The 16,667-nt window shown below is 40.3% G+C and carries 17 protein-coding genes and 2 pseudogenes; 3 read left to right on the top strand and 16 right to left on the bottom strand.

Going from position 1 to position 16,667, the window contains the following annotated elements; genetic code table 11:
• The first annotated feature begins 35 nt into the window (after nucleotides 1-35).
• Nucleotides 36-272, top strand: coding sequence for a hypothetical protein (locus RG959_RS18525; RefSeq protein WP_342798392.1), 237 nt, complete (start codon nucleotides 36-38; stop codon nucleotides 270-272).
• Nucleotides 273-368: 96 nt separating this feature from the next.
• Here the strand turns inward: RG959_RS18525 and RG959_RS18520 are convergent, their stop codons facing one another.
• From RG959_RS18520 to RG959_RS18510, 3 genes are all read right to left on the bottom strand, one after another.
• Nucleotides 369-2,450 (bottom strand): MMPL family transporter, encoded by a 2,082-nt coding sequence (locus RG959_RS18520; protein ID WP_342798391.1) that lies wholly within the window; start codon nucleotides 2,448-2,450, stop codon nucleotides 369-371.
• Between the two features lie 87 nt (nucleotides 2,451-2,537).
• A complete protein-coding gene (locus RG959_RS18515) occupies nucleotides 2,538-3,107 on the bottom strand; it encodes a TetR/AcrR family transcriptional regulator (RefSeq protein ID WP_342798390.1) in 570 nt (189 codons plus the stop codon).
• 119 nt (nucleotides 3,108-3,226) lie between these two features.
• Entirely contained in the window at nucleotides 3,227-3,832 is a 606-nt protein-coding gene (locus tag RG959_RS18510) for an FAD-dependent monooxygenase (protein WP_342798389.1), read from the bottom strand.
• A gap of 279 nt (nucleotides 3,833-4,111) precedes the next feature.
• On the opposite strand from RG959_RS18510, the gene RG959_RS18505 reads away from it, so the two are divergent.
• Nucleotides 4,112-4,312 (top strand): cold-shock protein, encoded by a 201-nt coding sequence (locus RG959_RS18505; RefSeq protein ID WP_050181749.1) that lies wholly within the window; start codon nucleotides 4,112-4,114, stop codon nucleotides 4,310-4,312.
• 180 nt (nucleotides 4,313-4,492) lie between these two features.
• On the opposite strand, the gene RG959_RS18500 is transcribed toward RG959_RS18505, so the two are convergent.
• Nucleotides 4,493-4,663, bottom strand: coding sequence for a hypothetical protein (locus RG959_RS18500; RefSeq protein WP_242233814.1), 171 nt, complete (start codon nucleotides 4,661-4,663; stop codon nucleotides 4,493-4,495).
• Between the two features lie 170 nt (nucleotides 4,664-4,833).
• The gene (locus RG959_RS18495; RefSeq protein ID WP_342798388.1) at nucleotides 4,834-5,055 is read right to left on the bottom strand and encodes a DUF378 domain-containing protein; all 222 of its coding nucleotides are present in this window, start codon (nucleotides 5,053-5,055) and stop codon (nucleotides 4,834-4,836) included.
• Between the two features lie 175 nt (nucleotides 5,056-5,230).
• Between RG959_RS18495 and RG959_RS18490 the strand changes: the two genes are divergently transcribed.
• Nucleotides 5,231-6,493: an erythromycin esterase family protein gene (locus RG959_RS18490; protein ID WP_342798387.1), complete on the top strand. Its 1,263-nt coding sequence runs from the start codon at nucleotides 5,231-5,233 to the stop codon at nucleotides 6,491-6,493.
• 15 nt (nucleotides 6,494-6,508) lie between these two features.
• Here RG959_RS18490 and RG959_RS18485 read toward each other — a convergent pair whose 3' ends face one another.
• From RG959_RS18485 to RG959_RS18435, 11 genes and pseudogenes are all read right to left on the bottom strand, one after another.
• Nucleotides 6,509-7,165 carry a M50 family metallopeptidase gene (locus RG959_RS18485; protein ID WP_342798386.1) on the bottom strand — a complete coding sequence of 219 codons (657 nt, stop codon included), beginning with the start codon at nucleotides 7,163-7,165 and terminating at the stop codon, nucleotides 6,509-6,511.
• A 349-nt stretch (nucleotides 7,166-7,514) separates the two neighbouring features.
• Nucleotides 7,515-7,724, bottom strand: coding sequence for a hypothetical protein (locus RG959_RS18480; protein ID WP_342798385.1), 210 nt, complete (start codon nucleotides 7,722-7,724; stop codon nucleotides 7,515-7,517).
• Between the two features lie 81 nt (nucleotides 7,725-7,805).
• Complete coding sequence (locus RG959_RS18475) at nucleotides 7,806-8,138, bottom strand: hypothetical protein (RefSeq protein WP_251271990.1); 333 nt, start codon at nucleotides 8,136-8,138, stop codon at nucleotides 7,806-7,808.
• Nucleotides 8,139-8,155: 17 nt separating this feature from the next.
• Entirely contained in the window at nucleotides 8,156-8,572 is a 417-nt protein-coding gene (locus tag RG959_RS18470) for a hypothetical protein (protein ID WP_251271991.1), read from the bottom strand.
• 464 nt (nucleotides 8,573-9,036) lie between these two features.
• Nucleotides 9,037-9,255, bottom strand: a pseudogene (locus RG959_RS18465) (tunnelling fold family protein); the annotation flags it as partial.
• A 44-nt stretch (nucleotides 9,256-9,299) separates the two neighbouring features.
• Nucleotides 9,300-10,463, bottom strand: a complete 1,164-nt coding sequence (locus tag RG959_RS18460; RefSeq protein ID WP_342798384.1) for a site-specific integrase — start codon at nucleotides 10,461-10,463, stop codon at nucleotides 9,300-9,302.
• Nucleotides 10,464-11,286: 823 nt separating this feature from the next.
• Nucleotides 11,287-12,864, bottom strand: a complete 1,578-nt coding sequence (locus tag RG959_RS18455; RefSeq protein WP_342798383.1) for a GmrSD restriction endonuclease domain-containing protein — start codon at nucleotides 12,862-12,864, stop codon at nucleotides 11,287-11,289.
• A 78-nt stretch (nucleotides 12,865-12,942) separates the two neighbouring features.
• The gene (locus tag RG959_RS18450) at nucleotides 12,943-13,797 is read right to left on the bottom strand and encodes a hypothetical protein (protein WP_342798382.1); all 855 of its coding nucleotides are present in this window, start codon (nucleotides 13,795-13,797) and stop codon (nucleotides 12,943-12,945) included.
• Between the two features lie 35 nt (nucleotides 13,798-13,832).
• Nucleotides 13,833-15,011, bottom strand: coding sequence for an HNH endonuclease (locus RG959_RS18445; RefSeq protein WP_342798381.1), 1,179 nt, complete (start codon nucleotides 15,009-15,011; stop codon nucleotides 13,833-13,835).
• A 33-nt stretch (nucleotides 15,012-15,044) separates the two neighbouring features.
• The gene (locus RG959_RS18440) at nucleotides 15,045-15,467 is read right to left on the bottom strand and encodes a DUF6884 domain-containing protein (protein WP_342798380.1); all 423 of its coding nucleotides are present in this window, start codon (nucleotides 15,465-15,467) and stop codon (nucleotides 15,045-15,047) included.
• Nucleotides 15,468-15,773: 306 nt separating this feature from the next.
• Nucleotides 15,774-16,667: pseudogene (locus RG959_RS18435) on the bottom strand (hypothetical protein); the annotation flags it as partial.

The raw sequence follows: 16,667 nt of genomic DNA, 5'->3' as shown, positions 1-16,667 counted from the left end.
GCGGGCTGTTGGGATGAGAGCCGATAAGGCGGCGGGTGAAAAAACTGTATAACCTAATTGGTACACTAGCCTCCATCACTAAAGTGGTAAAAGCATATGTAGACATACCCTATTTGCTGCTTTTTCGAAACAAATGGGGAAGCCGGCCAGACGAAGACTCCAACGGGATGCACAGTGAGTCGGGAGACCCCGCAGGTGCGTGCGCCGAGGAGGCTCCCGCACTGCCCGTGGAAAGCGTAGTCTGGCCGATTTCCCCTATCGGCTCTTTTTAAGAAACACTATTTCCTGAACAGACACCTGCCGTTTTGAGCCGTGAAAGCTTTCACAAAAAAAGACTGACGACCTTGTCGTCAGTCTCAAGCCGTCCATTATGGACGGCTTTTTTCTTTTTCAAAAAATAAAATCAATGCCGGCAGCAAAAGCCCCCTTACAAAAAAGGTATCAATGAGAATGCCGACTGCAACGATGGATCCAAATACAAACAGCACTTCAATGGGCTGTGTCATCAATACAGCAAAAGTAGCAGCCAATATAATACCGGCGGATGAAATTACTCCTCCTGTTTTGGCTACAGCCCTTTCAACTGCTGCTTTGAGCGAATGCTTTTTTCGTTCTTCCATGTAGCGTGAAACGAGAATAATATTATAATCGATGCCGAGCGCAACGAGGAACACGAACGAATACAGCGGCACTCTTGTACTGATGGCGTCGATGCCAAACAGCGCATTGGTTAAAAACAGCCCCAGGCCAAGCGCAGATAAAAACGACAGGACGATCGTCCCGACCATGTAAAGCGGCATTTTCCACGAGCGCGTAAGGATGATGAGCAGGACAAAAAGCAGGATAATTTCAAACGCTACAATAAGCAGTAAATCCCGATCGTTCAACTCCCGGTCATCCAGCTTCTCGGCTGTTTCCCCGGCAAAAAACAGCTTGCCTTCTATTCCTGCATCGTCAAAGAGCTCCTCCTCCCGCTCTCTTAAACCGGACAGCGTATTAAGCGCTTCTTCACTATAAGGGCCCGCTTCGAAAGCAAGGGTCAGCTCATGTGCATTTCCTGATGCTTCAGATGTCTGCGGGACGGCAGATAAAATACCTTCCTGTTTGTTAAGCTCCGCGGCTAAAGCAGCCGGATCCCCGTTTCCTTCATAAATCACGGTTGTCGGCGATACATCTCCCGCCGAAAATTTGTCCTCAATGATACGATATCCGACAAGAGACGGCATATCGTCCGGGAAGGATTTTAATGTATCAAATTCATATCTAATATTGACTACGTTAAAAGCTGAGACAAGAAGAAATACAAGTACAATACCGCCAGAGAGTACAGGTTTAGTTGTCACAAAACGCGCCACGCGTCCCCAAAGGCCGCTCTCTTTTTTCTCCCCTTCTCCCGCCTTAGGGACCTTCGGCCAAAATGACCGCCGTCCAAACAACTGAAACAAAGCCGGCACGAGTGTAACAGAAGCAAGCATAATCACTGCCATGACGGTGGCAAAAAGCGGCGCAAAGTTTTGATAGTCGCGAATATGTGCAAAAAACAACACAAGCATCGCTGCCAGCACGGTACCGCCGGAGAAAAAAACTGGCTCTCCTGTTTCCCTCATAGCCCATTTCATTGCATCAAATTTGCTGTCATGGCGGCGCAGCTCTTCACGAAAACGCGCCAGCACAAACAGCGAGTAGTCAGTGACTGCGGCAAACAACAAAATCGTCATAATAGACAGAGCCTGACTGCTCATCTCAAGCCCCGCGGCTCCATAAAGACCTAATATCCGATCCGTTACTGCATACACGAGACCGGATGCCAAAAGTGGGATAAACGCAAGCAACGGTGAACGATAAATCACAATAAGTAAAACTAAAATAAGAACAACCGTTGATAACAGCAGTACAATATCTGCTCGTGAAAAAAGGGCAGTCGTATCGGCCGCAATACCGGCTGGCCCGGTTACATACACTTTACTGCTGGATTGTTCTCCAGCAATTTTTGTGATCTGGTTAATACGCGGCTCAAACTCTTTGCTGGTGAAGCCTTCCTGAAACACAACAGGGATAGCTGCGGCAGAGGCATCCGCCGATAAAAACTCGGATCGCGCCTGAGGCGGCAGCTGAGCAAACGGTGCTATACCTGTGATCCCGTCTACTTCTTCCTCAATAGAGGCGAGCGTCCGGGCAATCTCCGTTTCTTCTACTTTTCCATTTTCCTCGTTAAAAACGAGAATAGCCGGCGTGCCGCCTTCGTCCGGGAAATACTCTTCCACTTTTTTTGCCGCCTCAATCGATACTGCATCCTCCGGCAGCGATTCAAAAGCATCCGCAGTATAATCACGTGCTGCCGGTGCCCATACGCTTAACATCACAATCCCCAGCAGCCAGGCTGCCAGCACGGTCCACATTCCTTTTTTCGTCGTCACCCAATCCGTCAGCGGCTGGAGTGCTTTTTTCATATCTGTTCCTCCTTAAGCAGCTAGAATGTCTTTATTAAATTCTATTTCTGACACAACTGTCAAATTTAAAATGTAAAAAACGGAGCGTCAATGCGCTCCGCTTCCTTCATACCATAATGCAAACAAGTAATCCGCCCATTCATGCGGCGGCAGCTGCAGGGAATTTGGTGTATTAATCAGCTGAAAAAACAAACCGGCCAGAACCTTAATAGGGATGTCTGAACGAACCGTGCCCTGTTTTTGCGCGGTGTCAAAAATCCGATCCAGCTGTCCGCGCAAATGCTTAAGCATAACCAGTACGTCTTTCACCTGCTGTGCCGCTTTTTCAGATTGGGTGACATCCACTTTGCGGGCGTCTCCTAAAAAATAATGAAGATCCGCTTCTTCCATATATACACGCAAAAGCTGCTGCAGCGCTTGAATCGGGTCCGTTTCATCGACTCTTCCGGCTTTTACAAGAGCCCGTACCATTGCCCGCTTCATGACAGCTGCTGCTACCTCTTCTTTGTTTGCATAATATTGATAAATCGTGCTGCGCGCTCCTGGCAGATGGCTGGCCAGCAGCTTTAAATGAAAGCTGCTGTAACCGTGCTGCACAATAAGCGCCTCCGCCGTATCCAAAAGCTCATCTTCTGTAAATGCCCGTTTTCGCCCCACGGCGACCGCCCCTTTAATCCAGTTCTTTCCCTCAGTTTATCATGGGGCACCGGTTTGTTCCACACAAGGCTGTTTCCATATCAAAAGAGCCTGCTTGTCTCAAGCAGGCTCTTTTGATTTTACATTGCTTCCGATACAGAGTCCATGCTCTCCGTCATCCAGAGAAGGCTCTTATCTGCCAATGCCGCTTTTTCGATTTGTTGATGCGGTTCTCCGTCTGTTCCTACCGTGATTTTTGAATGGATAAAATAGGTTTGCTCGTCTGTTTCGGCGTATACGCCGGCAAGCACATCTTCGTCGAACAAAATTCCTTTGACGGAAACGCCTTTGAGCAGCTTTAAATTCGAAAAGGATTCAGCCTGCCGATACAGCGCGAGCAGCACCATTCGGTTCATATGTCCATTATGCTTATATAAAGGCTTCATGAGCAGCTGCTGTACTTTCTCTTCTTCCAGAAAAACGTAGAGCTCCTGCATCGCCGGTTTAATATGCCGGTCAACGCTATCAAGCAGCTGAAGCTCATACATAAGCTGTGTAAACGACGTTTCATTTTGCTGTTGTGGCTGATGGAAATCCGGGTTCCTCTCCAGCACGATCACATTCATGCCCTGCTTTGCTAAAAAAAGCCCCATAATCATCCCGGCCGGCCCGTCTCCTGCAATACAGATATCCGTTTCCAATGTCACAGCACCGGCTTGTTGGCTTGTGATTGCAGTGGTGTCCATTTCCATCTTCCTTTCTTGAAAGTGTTCATTCTGTCTTGCTAATTTCACTATATAAAGAATCAAGATGGTTGTCTCGAAGTTTGTCAGAAAGATTGACAAACTTTTTTGATGATTCATTCTTTTTCACGAAAGAAATTTGCTTTATTTCCGTTTTCCTGTTATTATGAAAAAGAATTATTTTTGTTCGGAAAAAGCTGTTAAGTGATAAACTTTCCATCTGAACGTAGTGAGCAAGGATAGTAACACAATGTGTGCAGAGCACACGAGGAGGAAACACACATGGAACAAGGTAAAGTAAAATGGTTTAACGCAGAAAAAGGTTTTGGTTTCATCGAACGCGAATCTGGAGATGACGTATTCGTTCATTTCTCAGCTATTCAAGGTGACGGCTACAAATCTTTAGACGAAGGCCAAGCTGTAACATTTGATGTTGAAGCAGGTCAACGCGGACCACAAGCAACAAACGTACAAAAAGCGTAATTTCACTTCGTTATACGCAGCAGACTTTCTTTTGAAAGTCTGCTTTTTTTTATTTGAAAACGGAAAGCCCTCTGTTTGAAATAAACAGAGGGCTGCATCAACATCAACATGGATTGTTAAATGGTATATTGAGTATACCACAAGATCTTTTTCCTGATACTTTTATTTTCAAGATGTATATTACACACCCATTTTCCGGCGAGAGTTGCTTACTTTTTTCGTTTGCTGGCTTTGCATTTTTTTCGTTGATGTATTAAAGCTTCCTTTTGCATTGCCGCCAGCATTTTGTGCTTTCTTTTCTTCCAGCTTTTTCATCATTGCTTCTTGCAGCGTCATTTTCTTTTCAGCCATCCTTATTCCTCCATGCTTGTTTTTTTTCAGTGTATCATGTTTTTGCTTCATTTGCTTTTTATTTATAGAAACTTGCAGCCGGCTTTTTTGCCTTTTACGCAAAAAAGCTGTTTTAAACATCCAGTAAGCGCGATGCTTAAAACAGCTTTTTATCCATACTCAAAGTAGTGTTAGTGAGTAGTGTGACGTGCATTGTCCCGGTTGATAAGTGACAGAAATTTTAGTGAATATAATGCAGATAATCCAACAAGAATGTAAACGATTCTTGCCAGAAGAGCATCTTGTCCACCGAAAATGGAAGCCACTAAGTCAAATTGCAGCAAACCGACAAGAAGCCAGTTAATACCACCGACAATCAACAAAATGAGTGCAACAGAATCAAGACCCTTCATGTTTCTGCACCTCCTTTCACTTCGTTACAATTAGTATTACCGTTATCCTCCATTTTGAAACACACAGCCAAAATAAGTTTTAAAAAAGCAGGATTGGGTTATAAATAAAACGTTTTACAACCGCAATGAAGTTCGTGATTATGGCTATACTAAAAAAAACGTGAGGAGTGAAAAAATGCTCAAAACAGAACAGTACGTGGACCGCATTAAACAGCACGCTGTCCGTTTTTCGCATGCTGAAGATTTGTCTCCTGTTGTTCAAGCGGCCAAAAATGCAAAATATGTCCTGCTTGGCGAGGCATCACATGGAACATCTGAATTTTACACTACACGTGCTGCCATTACGAAACGACTGGTTGCAGAGCATGGCTTTTCCTTTATTGCAGTGGAAGGAGACTGGCCAGCCTGCTTTGAAGTGAACCGCTATATAAAAGGACAGGCGCCGGAGTATGCCAATGCGGAAGAAGTGCTTCGTTCTTTTCGCCGCTGGCCATCCTGGATGTGGGCAAACGATGAAATAGAAGACCTGGTAAATTGGCTATACGATTTTAATCAAACAAATGAAAAACAGGTTGGGTTTTATGGGATGGATGTGTACAGCCTGTGGGAATCCATGGAAGCCATTGTTGATTACTTGGAAGAGATTGGATCGCCTGATGTGGAGAAAGCGAAGCGGGCATTTGAATGCTTTGAACCCTTTCACCGCCAGGCCGAGCAATATGGCATTTCTGCTGCTTTTTACGGTGAAAGCTGCATGGAAGAAGTCATGGATTTACTCAAGACCATCCAGCAAAACCGAAAAACGTATACGCTTGATCCGGAAGCAGCCCTTAATATGCAGGTAAATGCCCTTGCAGCGAAAAACGCAGAATCGTATTATCACGCAATGGTAACCAACGGAAATGAATCATGGAATATCCGTGACCGTCATATGGTAGAGGCTCTTGGATTTATTACGGCTCATTACGGAGCCGGCTCAAAAGGAGTCATATGGGAGCATAATACACATATTGGTGATGCGCGTGCCACAGATATGGCAGAGGAAAATATGGTAAACGTCGGGCAGCTGACCCGGGAAATATACGGGCACGATCAAGTATTTGCAATCGGATTTGGCACTCACCGTGGTACTGTGATCGCTGCTGACAGATGGGGAGAAGAAATGGAAGTGATGCCGGTGCCGGAAGCAATGCCTGGAAGCTGGGAAGATATGCTTCATAAGGCTGGCGCCTTTAATCAATACATTTTATTTGGCCCTGAAAACCAAGAGCTGTTTCGGGAAACAGTCGGACATCGGGCTATCGGTGTTGTTTATCACCCTGGAAGAGAACGATTTGGCAATTATGTTCCGTCGCGCTTATCCGAACGCTATAACGCTTTTATCCATATCGACAAAACGCACGCTTTGTCGCCGCACTTTTTTCATGGACTGCTTTAACAAAATAAAATTTTCCTACCCGGCAAGCAGCTTGCCGGGTAAATAAATGCCGAAATACAAAGCCTGAATCAAAAAAAGCAGTCCCCAAACGCGGCTTGAAATCCCGGTAGAGCGCTTTAAAGCAGAAGCATCCCCTGCTTTTTGAGGAGAAATAAGGCTTAAGTAAAAAATGACCCAGCTGCTGCGGACAGATTCCACCAGCAAAACCGCTGTAATCACATACATATATGCCTGCTGAACAGCCCCAGATGCGTACATATAAATGGCCGCGGTTCCTGCAAAAAACGCTACAAGCCAAAGAAAGCCGAACCAGTTGCGCACCCATAACACTAAACTGACCGCTAAAATCATAAACAGGCCGTAATACAGCCAGCCGATATAACCATTCAGCGATGCCCAGGCAACAAAAAACGCAGAAGCAGATGCGAACGGATAGCCGGCAAGCGATGTAACAATCGCAGCGAGCCTGTTGGCATGCGTTGTATAGGCCACGCCGCTCGTATCCCAAAACAGCTGGACGTGGTGGATGCCGCCGCCCGACAAGAGACTTGCGAGTACGTGGCCAATCTCATGCAAAAGCGTATTTAACACACGAAAGTATTTCCCCGCTATCGGAATACACGTTAAAAGGATTGCTGCTCCAACGAACAACATCGCCTGGCTGATTGTCATCGCATCCCCTTCTTTATCCGCTTATTTCATACGTATAAGAACTGATTACATGCTTCAATTTATTTATTTTATCATGCACGAATAAAGTCCACCAACTTTCGGATGACTAGTAAAAAAGCGATGCAGAGCATCGCTTTTTATTCGAGCCCGGCTCTCTTACATGAGTGGACTGTACGATCATTTATCTCCATGCTGCCACTTTTCTAGTCCTTATTAAAAGAACAGCATGTTTAATACGATCGTTAAAACAATCGATAAAACAATGGAAATGAGAATGCTTCCCATACAGGACATACGCATAGTTTATAACCCGCCTTTTGTAGTAGTGCCTTTCTTTTACCCCCTTCTGTCAACGCTTTAAACAAGCTTTATCCGTCCAGCCAGAAAAGCCTCTGCCTCCACTCTTTACTATGGGCATTTTTCGAAAAAAACCCCCAATAAAATCCTCTCCTCTGTCGTAATGAAGTTCCATGAGAAAGAAGAAACCATTTTTATTTTCTTCATTTATCCTTTTTACAGAGCGGCTCGCAGCAGTCCAAACAAAAGAAGGTGTCTTCATAAGACACCTTCTTTTGTTTGGACTTTATATTCATCTGGCTATATACGCAGCAGGTATACCACAGCCCTGAATGAACCTTTCCTACCATCCGCGGTGCTGGTTATTTGTTTGGATATGGTCTGTTTCAGAATCAATCGTGCGTGCCATTTCTTTTATTTTAGCTAAACCATCATCAATCTGGCGCTTACTTGTACCGATACGGCTCGCTAACTGGGATAGTTGTGACGATTGTGGCGGGTACGGTGCATTCGCCAATGCATTCAACTCTTGCTGGGCGGACTCTAAACTGATGGCAGCGTTATTTACCATATCTACTGCAAATTGAATTTTATCGGCAATATGGTCCACTTTATTCGCCACATCATTTGTATGCTGGTTTCCCCAGCCGTTTGAGTTGGAGTTAATATAGCTCATGACAGTACTCCCTTCTTTTAGCCTTGAACTTTATCTGTAATATCGTCAATTTCTTTAACCTTATTGTTGATCCGGTCTGTTAATGTATCAATTTCATCTGTAAGCTTATCGACGTCTTTCACATTTTTTTGTACTTCAGCTAAGTTGTTTAATGTGTTTCTCACTTTGCCGGTAATCCCGTCTGAAATGGTTCCGACCAATACCTTGATATGATCTGGTGCATCCTTGCCAACTTGAGCCACAAGTGAATCGATAAGCGGCTGAATTTCACCTAACGTTGTTTGCGCGTTGATCAGCTCACGCGAGCAAGAATTTAACTCGTTGTCAATTTTATCAGAAGAACGGTCAATATCCGATTGAATATCTTTAATCTCTAACAAAACCTTATCAATATTGTTTCCAATTTCCCTTACTGAACTTTTGCTTTTAAACATGGTCAGTTCCTCCCTTAACAAAAATAAATATATAATTATGAAGGCATAATTATAGACAATCACAAACACTATAATGCCTGCCCTTTGAGTGGGCGGAGGCCTCTTTTTGTGTGCATTACAAAAGGATCCAATTTCCTTATTTACCAGTATGCGTGATACGTACTAGGTAGATAAAGTGAAAAATGACCTATCTCAGTAAAAACGACATTTTTATGAAATGCGATAAAAAGGTTCCTTTTTTTCTATTTCAAAACAAGCCTTCCATTTTTCTCTCATATATACCGATAAATATATAAATGGTTTCGTTCCTTTTTCTCATTCAGATATTTATTTAGACTCCAGCGTCTTCCGTGAAAAATCAGCGGCTGAAAACAAAAAGAGATGCCTTATTAAGGCATCTCTTTTTTGTACATGTTATGATGGCGAATCGCTTATTTCCATTTTAAACGAATACCCTGCGCCTCTTACCGGTTATCTACCGTTTCTGGATACAGGTCATGGTTCATCATGCGGTACTCGGCCATTTTCTCATATTTCGTGCCAGGCTTCCCGTAGTTCGTGTACGGGTCAATGGAAATCCCGCCACGAGGCGTGAATTTGCCCCATACTTCAATGTAGCGTGGGTCCATCAGTTCAATAAGGTCATTCATGATAATGTTCATGCAGTCCTCATGAAAATCACCGTCTGTAAACCCAGTTATATCAAGGGCTGAGAAGCTTAATTCAATTATTGGTCACCACTATGGTCACTAGACTTAAACAATTCATCAAACGTGCCAGCCGCTTCAAGCTGCATCGATGGTAAAACGTGACTGTATGTGTTCAATGTCACCGTTACATTCTTGTGACCAAGCCGCTCTTGAATGATTTTTGGATTCACTTTATTTTCCATCAAGAACGTAGCATGCGTATGTCTTAGATCATGAAGACGAATTTCGGGAATGCCTAGCTGCTGAACTGTCACTTTAAACGCCCGTCTAAAGTTATTTGGATGTACCCAGTTTCCGTTCTTCGTGCATACGACCAAATCATATGGAAGGTACTCATCTGCCATCACTGCTCGCTCCCGAATGATATGCTCACGATGTACTCTCAGGCTACTCAGCAAAGCGTCAGGGACATAGACAACTCTCAGAGCGGCATTAGTCTTCCCTTCATCCACGAAGCCATACAGACTGTCCTCGCCGATCTTACTGAGTGTTTGTCGAATGAAGATTCGTTTACCTTCAAAGTCAATGTCACTCCACCGTAAGCCAAGAACCTCACCCATCCGCATGCCTGTCTGAGCAGAAATACTGAAGCCGATAAAGTGTCTTGTTAAGTTCAACACTCGCCGAGGAGCATCTAGGAACAATAGCATTTCATCCGCTGTCCATACCCGAAGCTTTTTCGGCATTCTTGGCAACGAAATATCGTCTAACATTGACTTGTTTAAGATGCCTTTCTGAGAAGCCTTGTATAGCACTTCTGCCACAATGCCATAAGCAGCTCGGATTGTCGCCGGAGACAGTTTACGCCCTTTGTGAAGCTTCTGAATGTAGGTCTGTATGATCGACTCACTGAACTCATCCATCCGCACATCTCCGATATACGGAACAATGTTGTAGCGGATTTGCTCTTCATAATTTTGAATTGTACTCGGCTTTAATTTGATTTTCTTTGCTTCGAACCATTGAGAAAGGTACTTTTGAAAAGGCAGCTTGAATAAGCTCAATTCCTTCTCTTTACTAACCTCTAACTGAAGCTTAGCGAGAGCCAACTTTGCCTCACGTTTCGAATTGAAACCTCTCCGCTTCAGCTGCTTTCTCTTTCCAGTCATAGGATCTCTTCCAATATCCAGTACAAAGAAATACTTACCTGTTTTCATATCTTTTCTTATTACCGTCATCATTATCACCTGTCTTCTACAGGGATGTGATGGGGAATCTGCATAACTTTAATTTTAGCATTCTCACACTTTTATTGTAAATTTCAACCTATATTAATTTATTATGAGAACAATACAGAGATATTGTAAGAATAAAAAAAGGATGCTACCACAGTATTCTAACCTGTGTTAGCATCAATTATCTTTTTAAAATCCTTCGATAACAAGGCTTGGACTTTAAAAAGTTAGCGTTCCAGATAGGAATCGAACCTACGACCTGCAGCTAGGAGGCCGTGGCTCTATCCTGCTGAGAACCCTTATATACCGCTGTTTGTCGCTCGTTCAGTCCAACGGTCATTTTGCGAACTTAGACCGTTATTGTCTTTCTTGTATTATAATGGCTTAAATTACTATTTTCAACCGAGGAAATTCCTCATTGACCGCTACCCTGTCAAGGTAGCGGTGTGGATGTTTAACTAAGGCAGATAAAGGGGTTGGAAAGTGATTTTATCTAGATACCCCATAATTAGTCACACTCTTGTGACCAATATGTGACCAGAATTAAACTCTTGAGACTGTAGATAAAGATTTCCTTTAATAGTCGAAGTCGAATAATTCAATTTCTAACTAAACAAAAAATAGATGATTTTTTTAATCCTTGCCTTTTTCCTTAGAGATTAAATGTTCTCTTAAGACATACAACCTTGAAATTATCAATTTCCTACACACGATAAAAATTTTTGATAGAGCAAGATTTCCTTAAAATTTAATGTATTCAATCGTGTTACATATGAGAGGACAATTACTATAGGTATTTGGACATAAATCAACATTTGCGTGTTGTATCCTATTCTATTAGTTTCCCAGCATAGTCATTTAAAAGTTCAATACGCTTTTGAATAAACTCTTCATAGTTTATATCTAATGTTTCCTTAGGACAAATATGAGATTCTAAAATATCTTCTAGTCTATCCTCTGGTAACAACGCTTTGTATACAGTGGGTGCTTTATCCTTAATTTTTTGATTATCCGCATTATTTAAGAAACAAAGATTAGCCAATAAATTGATTTCTTTATCCTTTTTCCCCAGACCTTTCAAATGATTTTTCGGGAAAATATGGTGGAATTCATTTTTACTTGCATTTTTCAAGACATCTCTTAAATTGACCTTTGCTCCAGATATGAATGACGAGGGTAATTTGCTAGCGAGCATAATAACATAAGTTTTAGTATTAACAGAAGTTAGATTAAACTGGTTTTCAACAAAAAATTTATCAGTAACTTCACATTCAAAATCTGAAATCACCTGAGTTTCTTCTGCTTTTAATCTATCCATTGCTGATAAATCCTGTTTATGTTTTAGAGTTACACCACTGCTATATCTTCGGGAGAAACATGCCCTCCAAAACCATCTTAATAATTCACGCCGTTGTTTATCAGTATACAAGCTTCCATTTCTTCTATCTGAAGCAAAAAATCTTGTTAAGCTAACAATCATTGATGTATAAGGCATAATACCTAGTGATTCTACATTTAATTCCCTTTGAAGAAAATCAATACTACCTTTTATTCCATTTTTTATCTTTTCAAAGTTATTCCTAACTTCTTCCCCTTTTAAGGTCATGATAGCTTGTGGAGAGGCTTCTCCTAGGATAACTCCACTACAACATTTTAATAATAAATCCTTATCTTCTGAGATATTTCCAAAACCAAATTCCTCTAATTCATCTGCCAATTTTTCAATTTCATCTTGCAAGTCAAATTCTGAACTCCAAGTCCAAGCAGATAATAGTTGGAAAGTATCTAATTCAGTCCCTGCTCTGTTAATTCGTTCAAAGACTATAGCTACCTTGCCTTTATCTTCAGTTTCAATTTCTTGCACTGGAATCATTACTTCCTTAAATCTTTCTTGAACTCTATCAATAATTTCAATGTATTCTCCAGCAACTTCAGAAGTAGCTTTTCTATATTTTACTGAATCAAACATTGCATTCATAGGAAAGTGACGAGTTAAGTCTACTTCGCTTTCTGTTAAGGGGATAAAAAGGCTATCTTGCATGTTTTCATCAGCCTTATAATCATAATAAATATCTACCCAATTATGGTTTGTACTTGTAGGTTCTATCACACTTTGAAACACTGTAAATAATGAAGTTAGACGCTGCTGCCCATCTAGAACATACTTAATCGGATAATCTTTTTCAGGGTCTGGCAAACTAAAGTTACCAAAGTCCTTTTCAATTCTTAATTGTTCACTCGTTTTCCATAAAAAAACACTTCCAATTGGAAACTCTTTATACAAACTATCTAGTAAAAAAGCTACCTGTTCTGGAGTCCATACATAACTCCTTTGAAAAGAAGGTATTCTAACTTCTCCCGATACAACTTTATTTATTATGTTTCTAATTGTTAACGTGTCAGACATATTAACCCTCCCATAAGTTAATAAACATACTATTGCTTTTGAATTTTTTAAACTTCACTTACTAGGTCATGGAACTTTTTAGTCATTGCTATTTTTTATTCTCTCATTAATATAGGTTTTAAATTCTTCTGGTAAAGACTCATCATTTTCTTTAGTCGCCTTAATAGCATTAATCATTTGTTTTAATGCTTCATTTTCATGAACTTTTAATAGCAATCCATTAGAAATGAGAGTAGTTTTTCCAACAGCCTCATTTCCTTTCTTAAAACCTGTTTTTGGATAGATTCGATTATTCGGGTTTAACATAGAGGGTATATTTGATAGTTTATATTTTGTGAATAACTCGGGTACTAGTTTTTCAAACTCAGTGTAATACACTATTAGTGCTATTTTATTAAAAACCCCCGCGGCTAAAACATTTGAATTTTCTGGTATTACATCGATTCCCATAGGAGATTGGTTAAACTTTTCAACCCATTCATTTTCTATTAAAGAGACAGCAAGACTAATTCTATCCCTCGGCATTTCAATGTTTTTCAAGCAACGTTCTTTAATATTAATAAATCCGTAATCACCTTTATCTTTTGCTCTTTCAAGCCAATAAAACATCCCCGTGATTTTCCACATCCAACGAATTAAAAGTTCTGCTTCATAATCACTAAAACCTTTTCCAGCCTCAATGTTTTCAAGTATTCTAGATACAGGATTCTCTAAGATGTTTCCAAGTGCCGTATTACATTCTATGCATATAGGTATTACAGAATGTTTCCCTGGAATTTTCTTAGTTCCTGCTGTTCCTTTAATTGGATTAGAAAATGTATTTGTTTTTTTTAATATCCATTGAGGAAAAACATGTTCTTTGTTTGAACTTTTCCCTTCCTCTTTGCAACAAATACACAATTGCTTCACTAATGCCTTTCCTTTAGTTTTCAATACTATTCCTCCCTATAGTAATCTACATCCAACTATTAGTTTTTAAAAACATACCTTTCATGCCAATTTATGTAATGTTTTTGACCCTCATTTAGATTAATATTCGTAGTTTTATTGATATTAAGAAAGACCTTTGTTGCTTCATCCAAACTATCTGATATTAAAATTGTTCCATCATCCACAAAACTTATGTAGCCCTTGTCAAATAAAGCATCGTGATTTGGACAAAGCAACAATCCATTATTAACATCTAACCGCTCTTGATGATTAGATTGACTCCATGGCTTAATATGACTTGCTACCAGAAAACGTTCATCTGAAACTCCGCACAATCTGCATTTCTTTTTAATTGCTAAAAGAGCCTTTTTAAAGGATGATTGACCTATTCTAGATTTTATAATCTGCTCTTTCTCAGTTTTTGTTATTTCATCATCAATAAGATTTTCTAAATCATTTGAATCTAGTTCATTTTGCATGTTGTTATTGCTAGAGTTCCATAACTTATGAAGTTCAGTTGCATGCTCTAATGACAACAAATAATTTGTTTGCTGCCTAAGCCTTAGAATTAGTAAGTCTTTCAAGACAGGATACTCAAGTAAAGAAAGCCTACTTATGAATCCTTCTTTAAGTTTTACATCTAGAACTTCCAACTTCACGGCTAGATATGAATTCGTCCATGCATCTGTCTTCCAATAATCTTTAGCATTTTCATCATCAGTTCTTTCCTTTGGTGAGGTTACTACTCTGGCTTTCGCTAATATCCCACCACTGCCTCGCTGACCTCCATCTGACCTCCATAAAAATACATCATCACCTAGTTGAATCTTATCAATGAAGTGTTCTTGCCTTAAGGACCACCAGATGTATTTATGGTTCTGAACATAGTTGTCAATATCAAAAATACTAGGATTGCCTTGGAATATCCATGTATTGCTCGCCTCTTCGTTTGTTTTCAATTCACTTTCTACTATGTTAAAACCTAAGCCTTTTAAAAACTTGTTAGTCTCATCTCCACCACTAAACATGGAAGGTGAGTATTCTTCACCATTTGCGAATATGTTTGCAATTGAGATAACGTATTTAGGCGGATAATACTTTCCTCCATAGGTGAGACTAAATCTTGTCGATTCTCTTCGTTCTGGTACTCCTTCTCTATCAATCTTTTGAATAGCCTCAATTATATGTTCTTGATTAATGCTTTTAGGTATCGTCATTCGGCATACACCTCTTCGTTCTTACTGGTTACATTACTTTGTGTTTTCCTTATAAAATTGCAGTTGTTTACCTATCCCCTTTCCTTGAAGCGGCACATTACACACAATTCCTTTTTGCTCTAAAGCAGGGATTAAATGTTCTCTATACTTAGCACCTGCATAGAAGTCCATTTGGGTTATATTTAATTGTAAATTTTCAACCTGTTTAAAAACTAATTTAGACCATTCTTTTCGTTCAGCTACCGCCAAATTATTTAGGGTTAAGTCGTATGGTTCAATTATATCCTTTTGTCTTAAAAGTCCATATTTTGCAGATAACACGTACCAATCCTCATAGCCTTGCTGCTCGATAAACGTTATTGCTTTTTTAAACAAAGTTGATTCCTGATACATCTCTCTTGCATTACATGAATAACTAGCTTTCAATTTTGTACAGCTTACTAGTGCTGTTTTCATTAAAGTCTACTCCTTAAAATTTACACATAGGAAAATCATACCATAACAACACACAGAAGTAGCACTTCTTTAAACATTACGCTTGTAAAAACTTTGCATCTTCGCTCCCCCATTCAATCATCGGCTCCAAAATAAAAAAGAGTCTCAATTAAAAGACTCCTTCAAAACATTGTTCGCTACTATATTTCAAGTAATAGAGATCGAATAATTGCCCCTACGCTCTATATACAGGTTTTTAACGTGTAACTGCGTATAGTCCAGGTCATACCCTGCAATGATATCCTTAAGTTCTTGCTGTGTAAGAAGCTACTTTACTAAATTTCCTGTAAAGACCCAACCTGTAACCTCTTCTTGATGCTGATTTACATAGATAATAAAACACCAATTCCTTTTCTTATTAAGAATGATGACTGGTCTATTAACTTGAATGGAATCTATTTGCCCACTTTTTCTTTTATTAGACCGAAACACCGGAGTTTTCCTGTTAGTGACACGTATCTCATTAATTAGGCTAGCTGAACCGTCTAGTTCCTTTGATAATGACCCCTTTATTTCTTTTGCATTCTTTGCAGGATCTTCTTTAGTGAGATTTATTTCATGCAAAACTTTCTCCTTTATAATGTCCTGTACAGCTGGTGTAACAACAAATGTCGCAATTAGAAGCATTATCTGTAATACTAAAAAGACAAATGGCTGTTTCTCTCTAAAAGTTGTAGCGACTTCGAGTATGTCAGTAGCCCATGCATTTAATTTATTCCAAATTCCTGCAGGGTTCTTATTTAATTCTTCCTCTAGTTCTGTAAAATCTTGCTCAATTTGACGTTCTAATAAAGCAACTTTGTCTTCTAAAAGTTCACTGTAGTCAGCTACTTCAAAGCTTGAAATGCGATTAAGATTCTCTAAAAATTCTTTCGGAATACCTAAATGTACAGTTTGAGCCAGTTTTGATTGAAATCCTGCCAAGGATACTCCAAGATTAGCCGAGTTTTGTAAACTATCTTGTAATCTTGTAATTGCACCAGCGTCTACTAAAGCATTAATTTTCTGACCAAGGTCTATTGAAGCAATCGTTGCACTCCCTATAAATCCTGCTAATGCGCTTTGACTCGTTCTCAGGCTTCTGAATGCATCATTATTAAACGCTGATGCTAATGCGCTTTGACTCGCTCTCAGGCTGCTGAATGCATCATTATTAAACGC

This window comes from Domibacillus sp. 8LH (assembly GCF_038806185.1).
GTDB classification, from domain to species: Bacteria; Bacillota; Bacilli; order Bacillales; family Domibacillaceae; genus Domibacillus; species Domibacillus indicus_A.
Note: the sequence above shows the minus strand (reverse complement) of the source record. Positions and strands in the feature narration are given on the sequence as shown.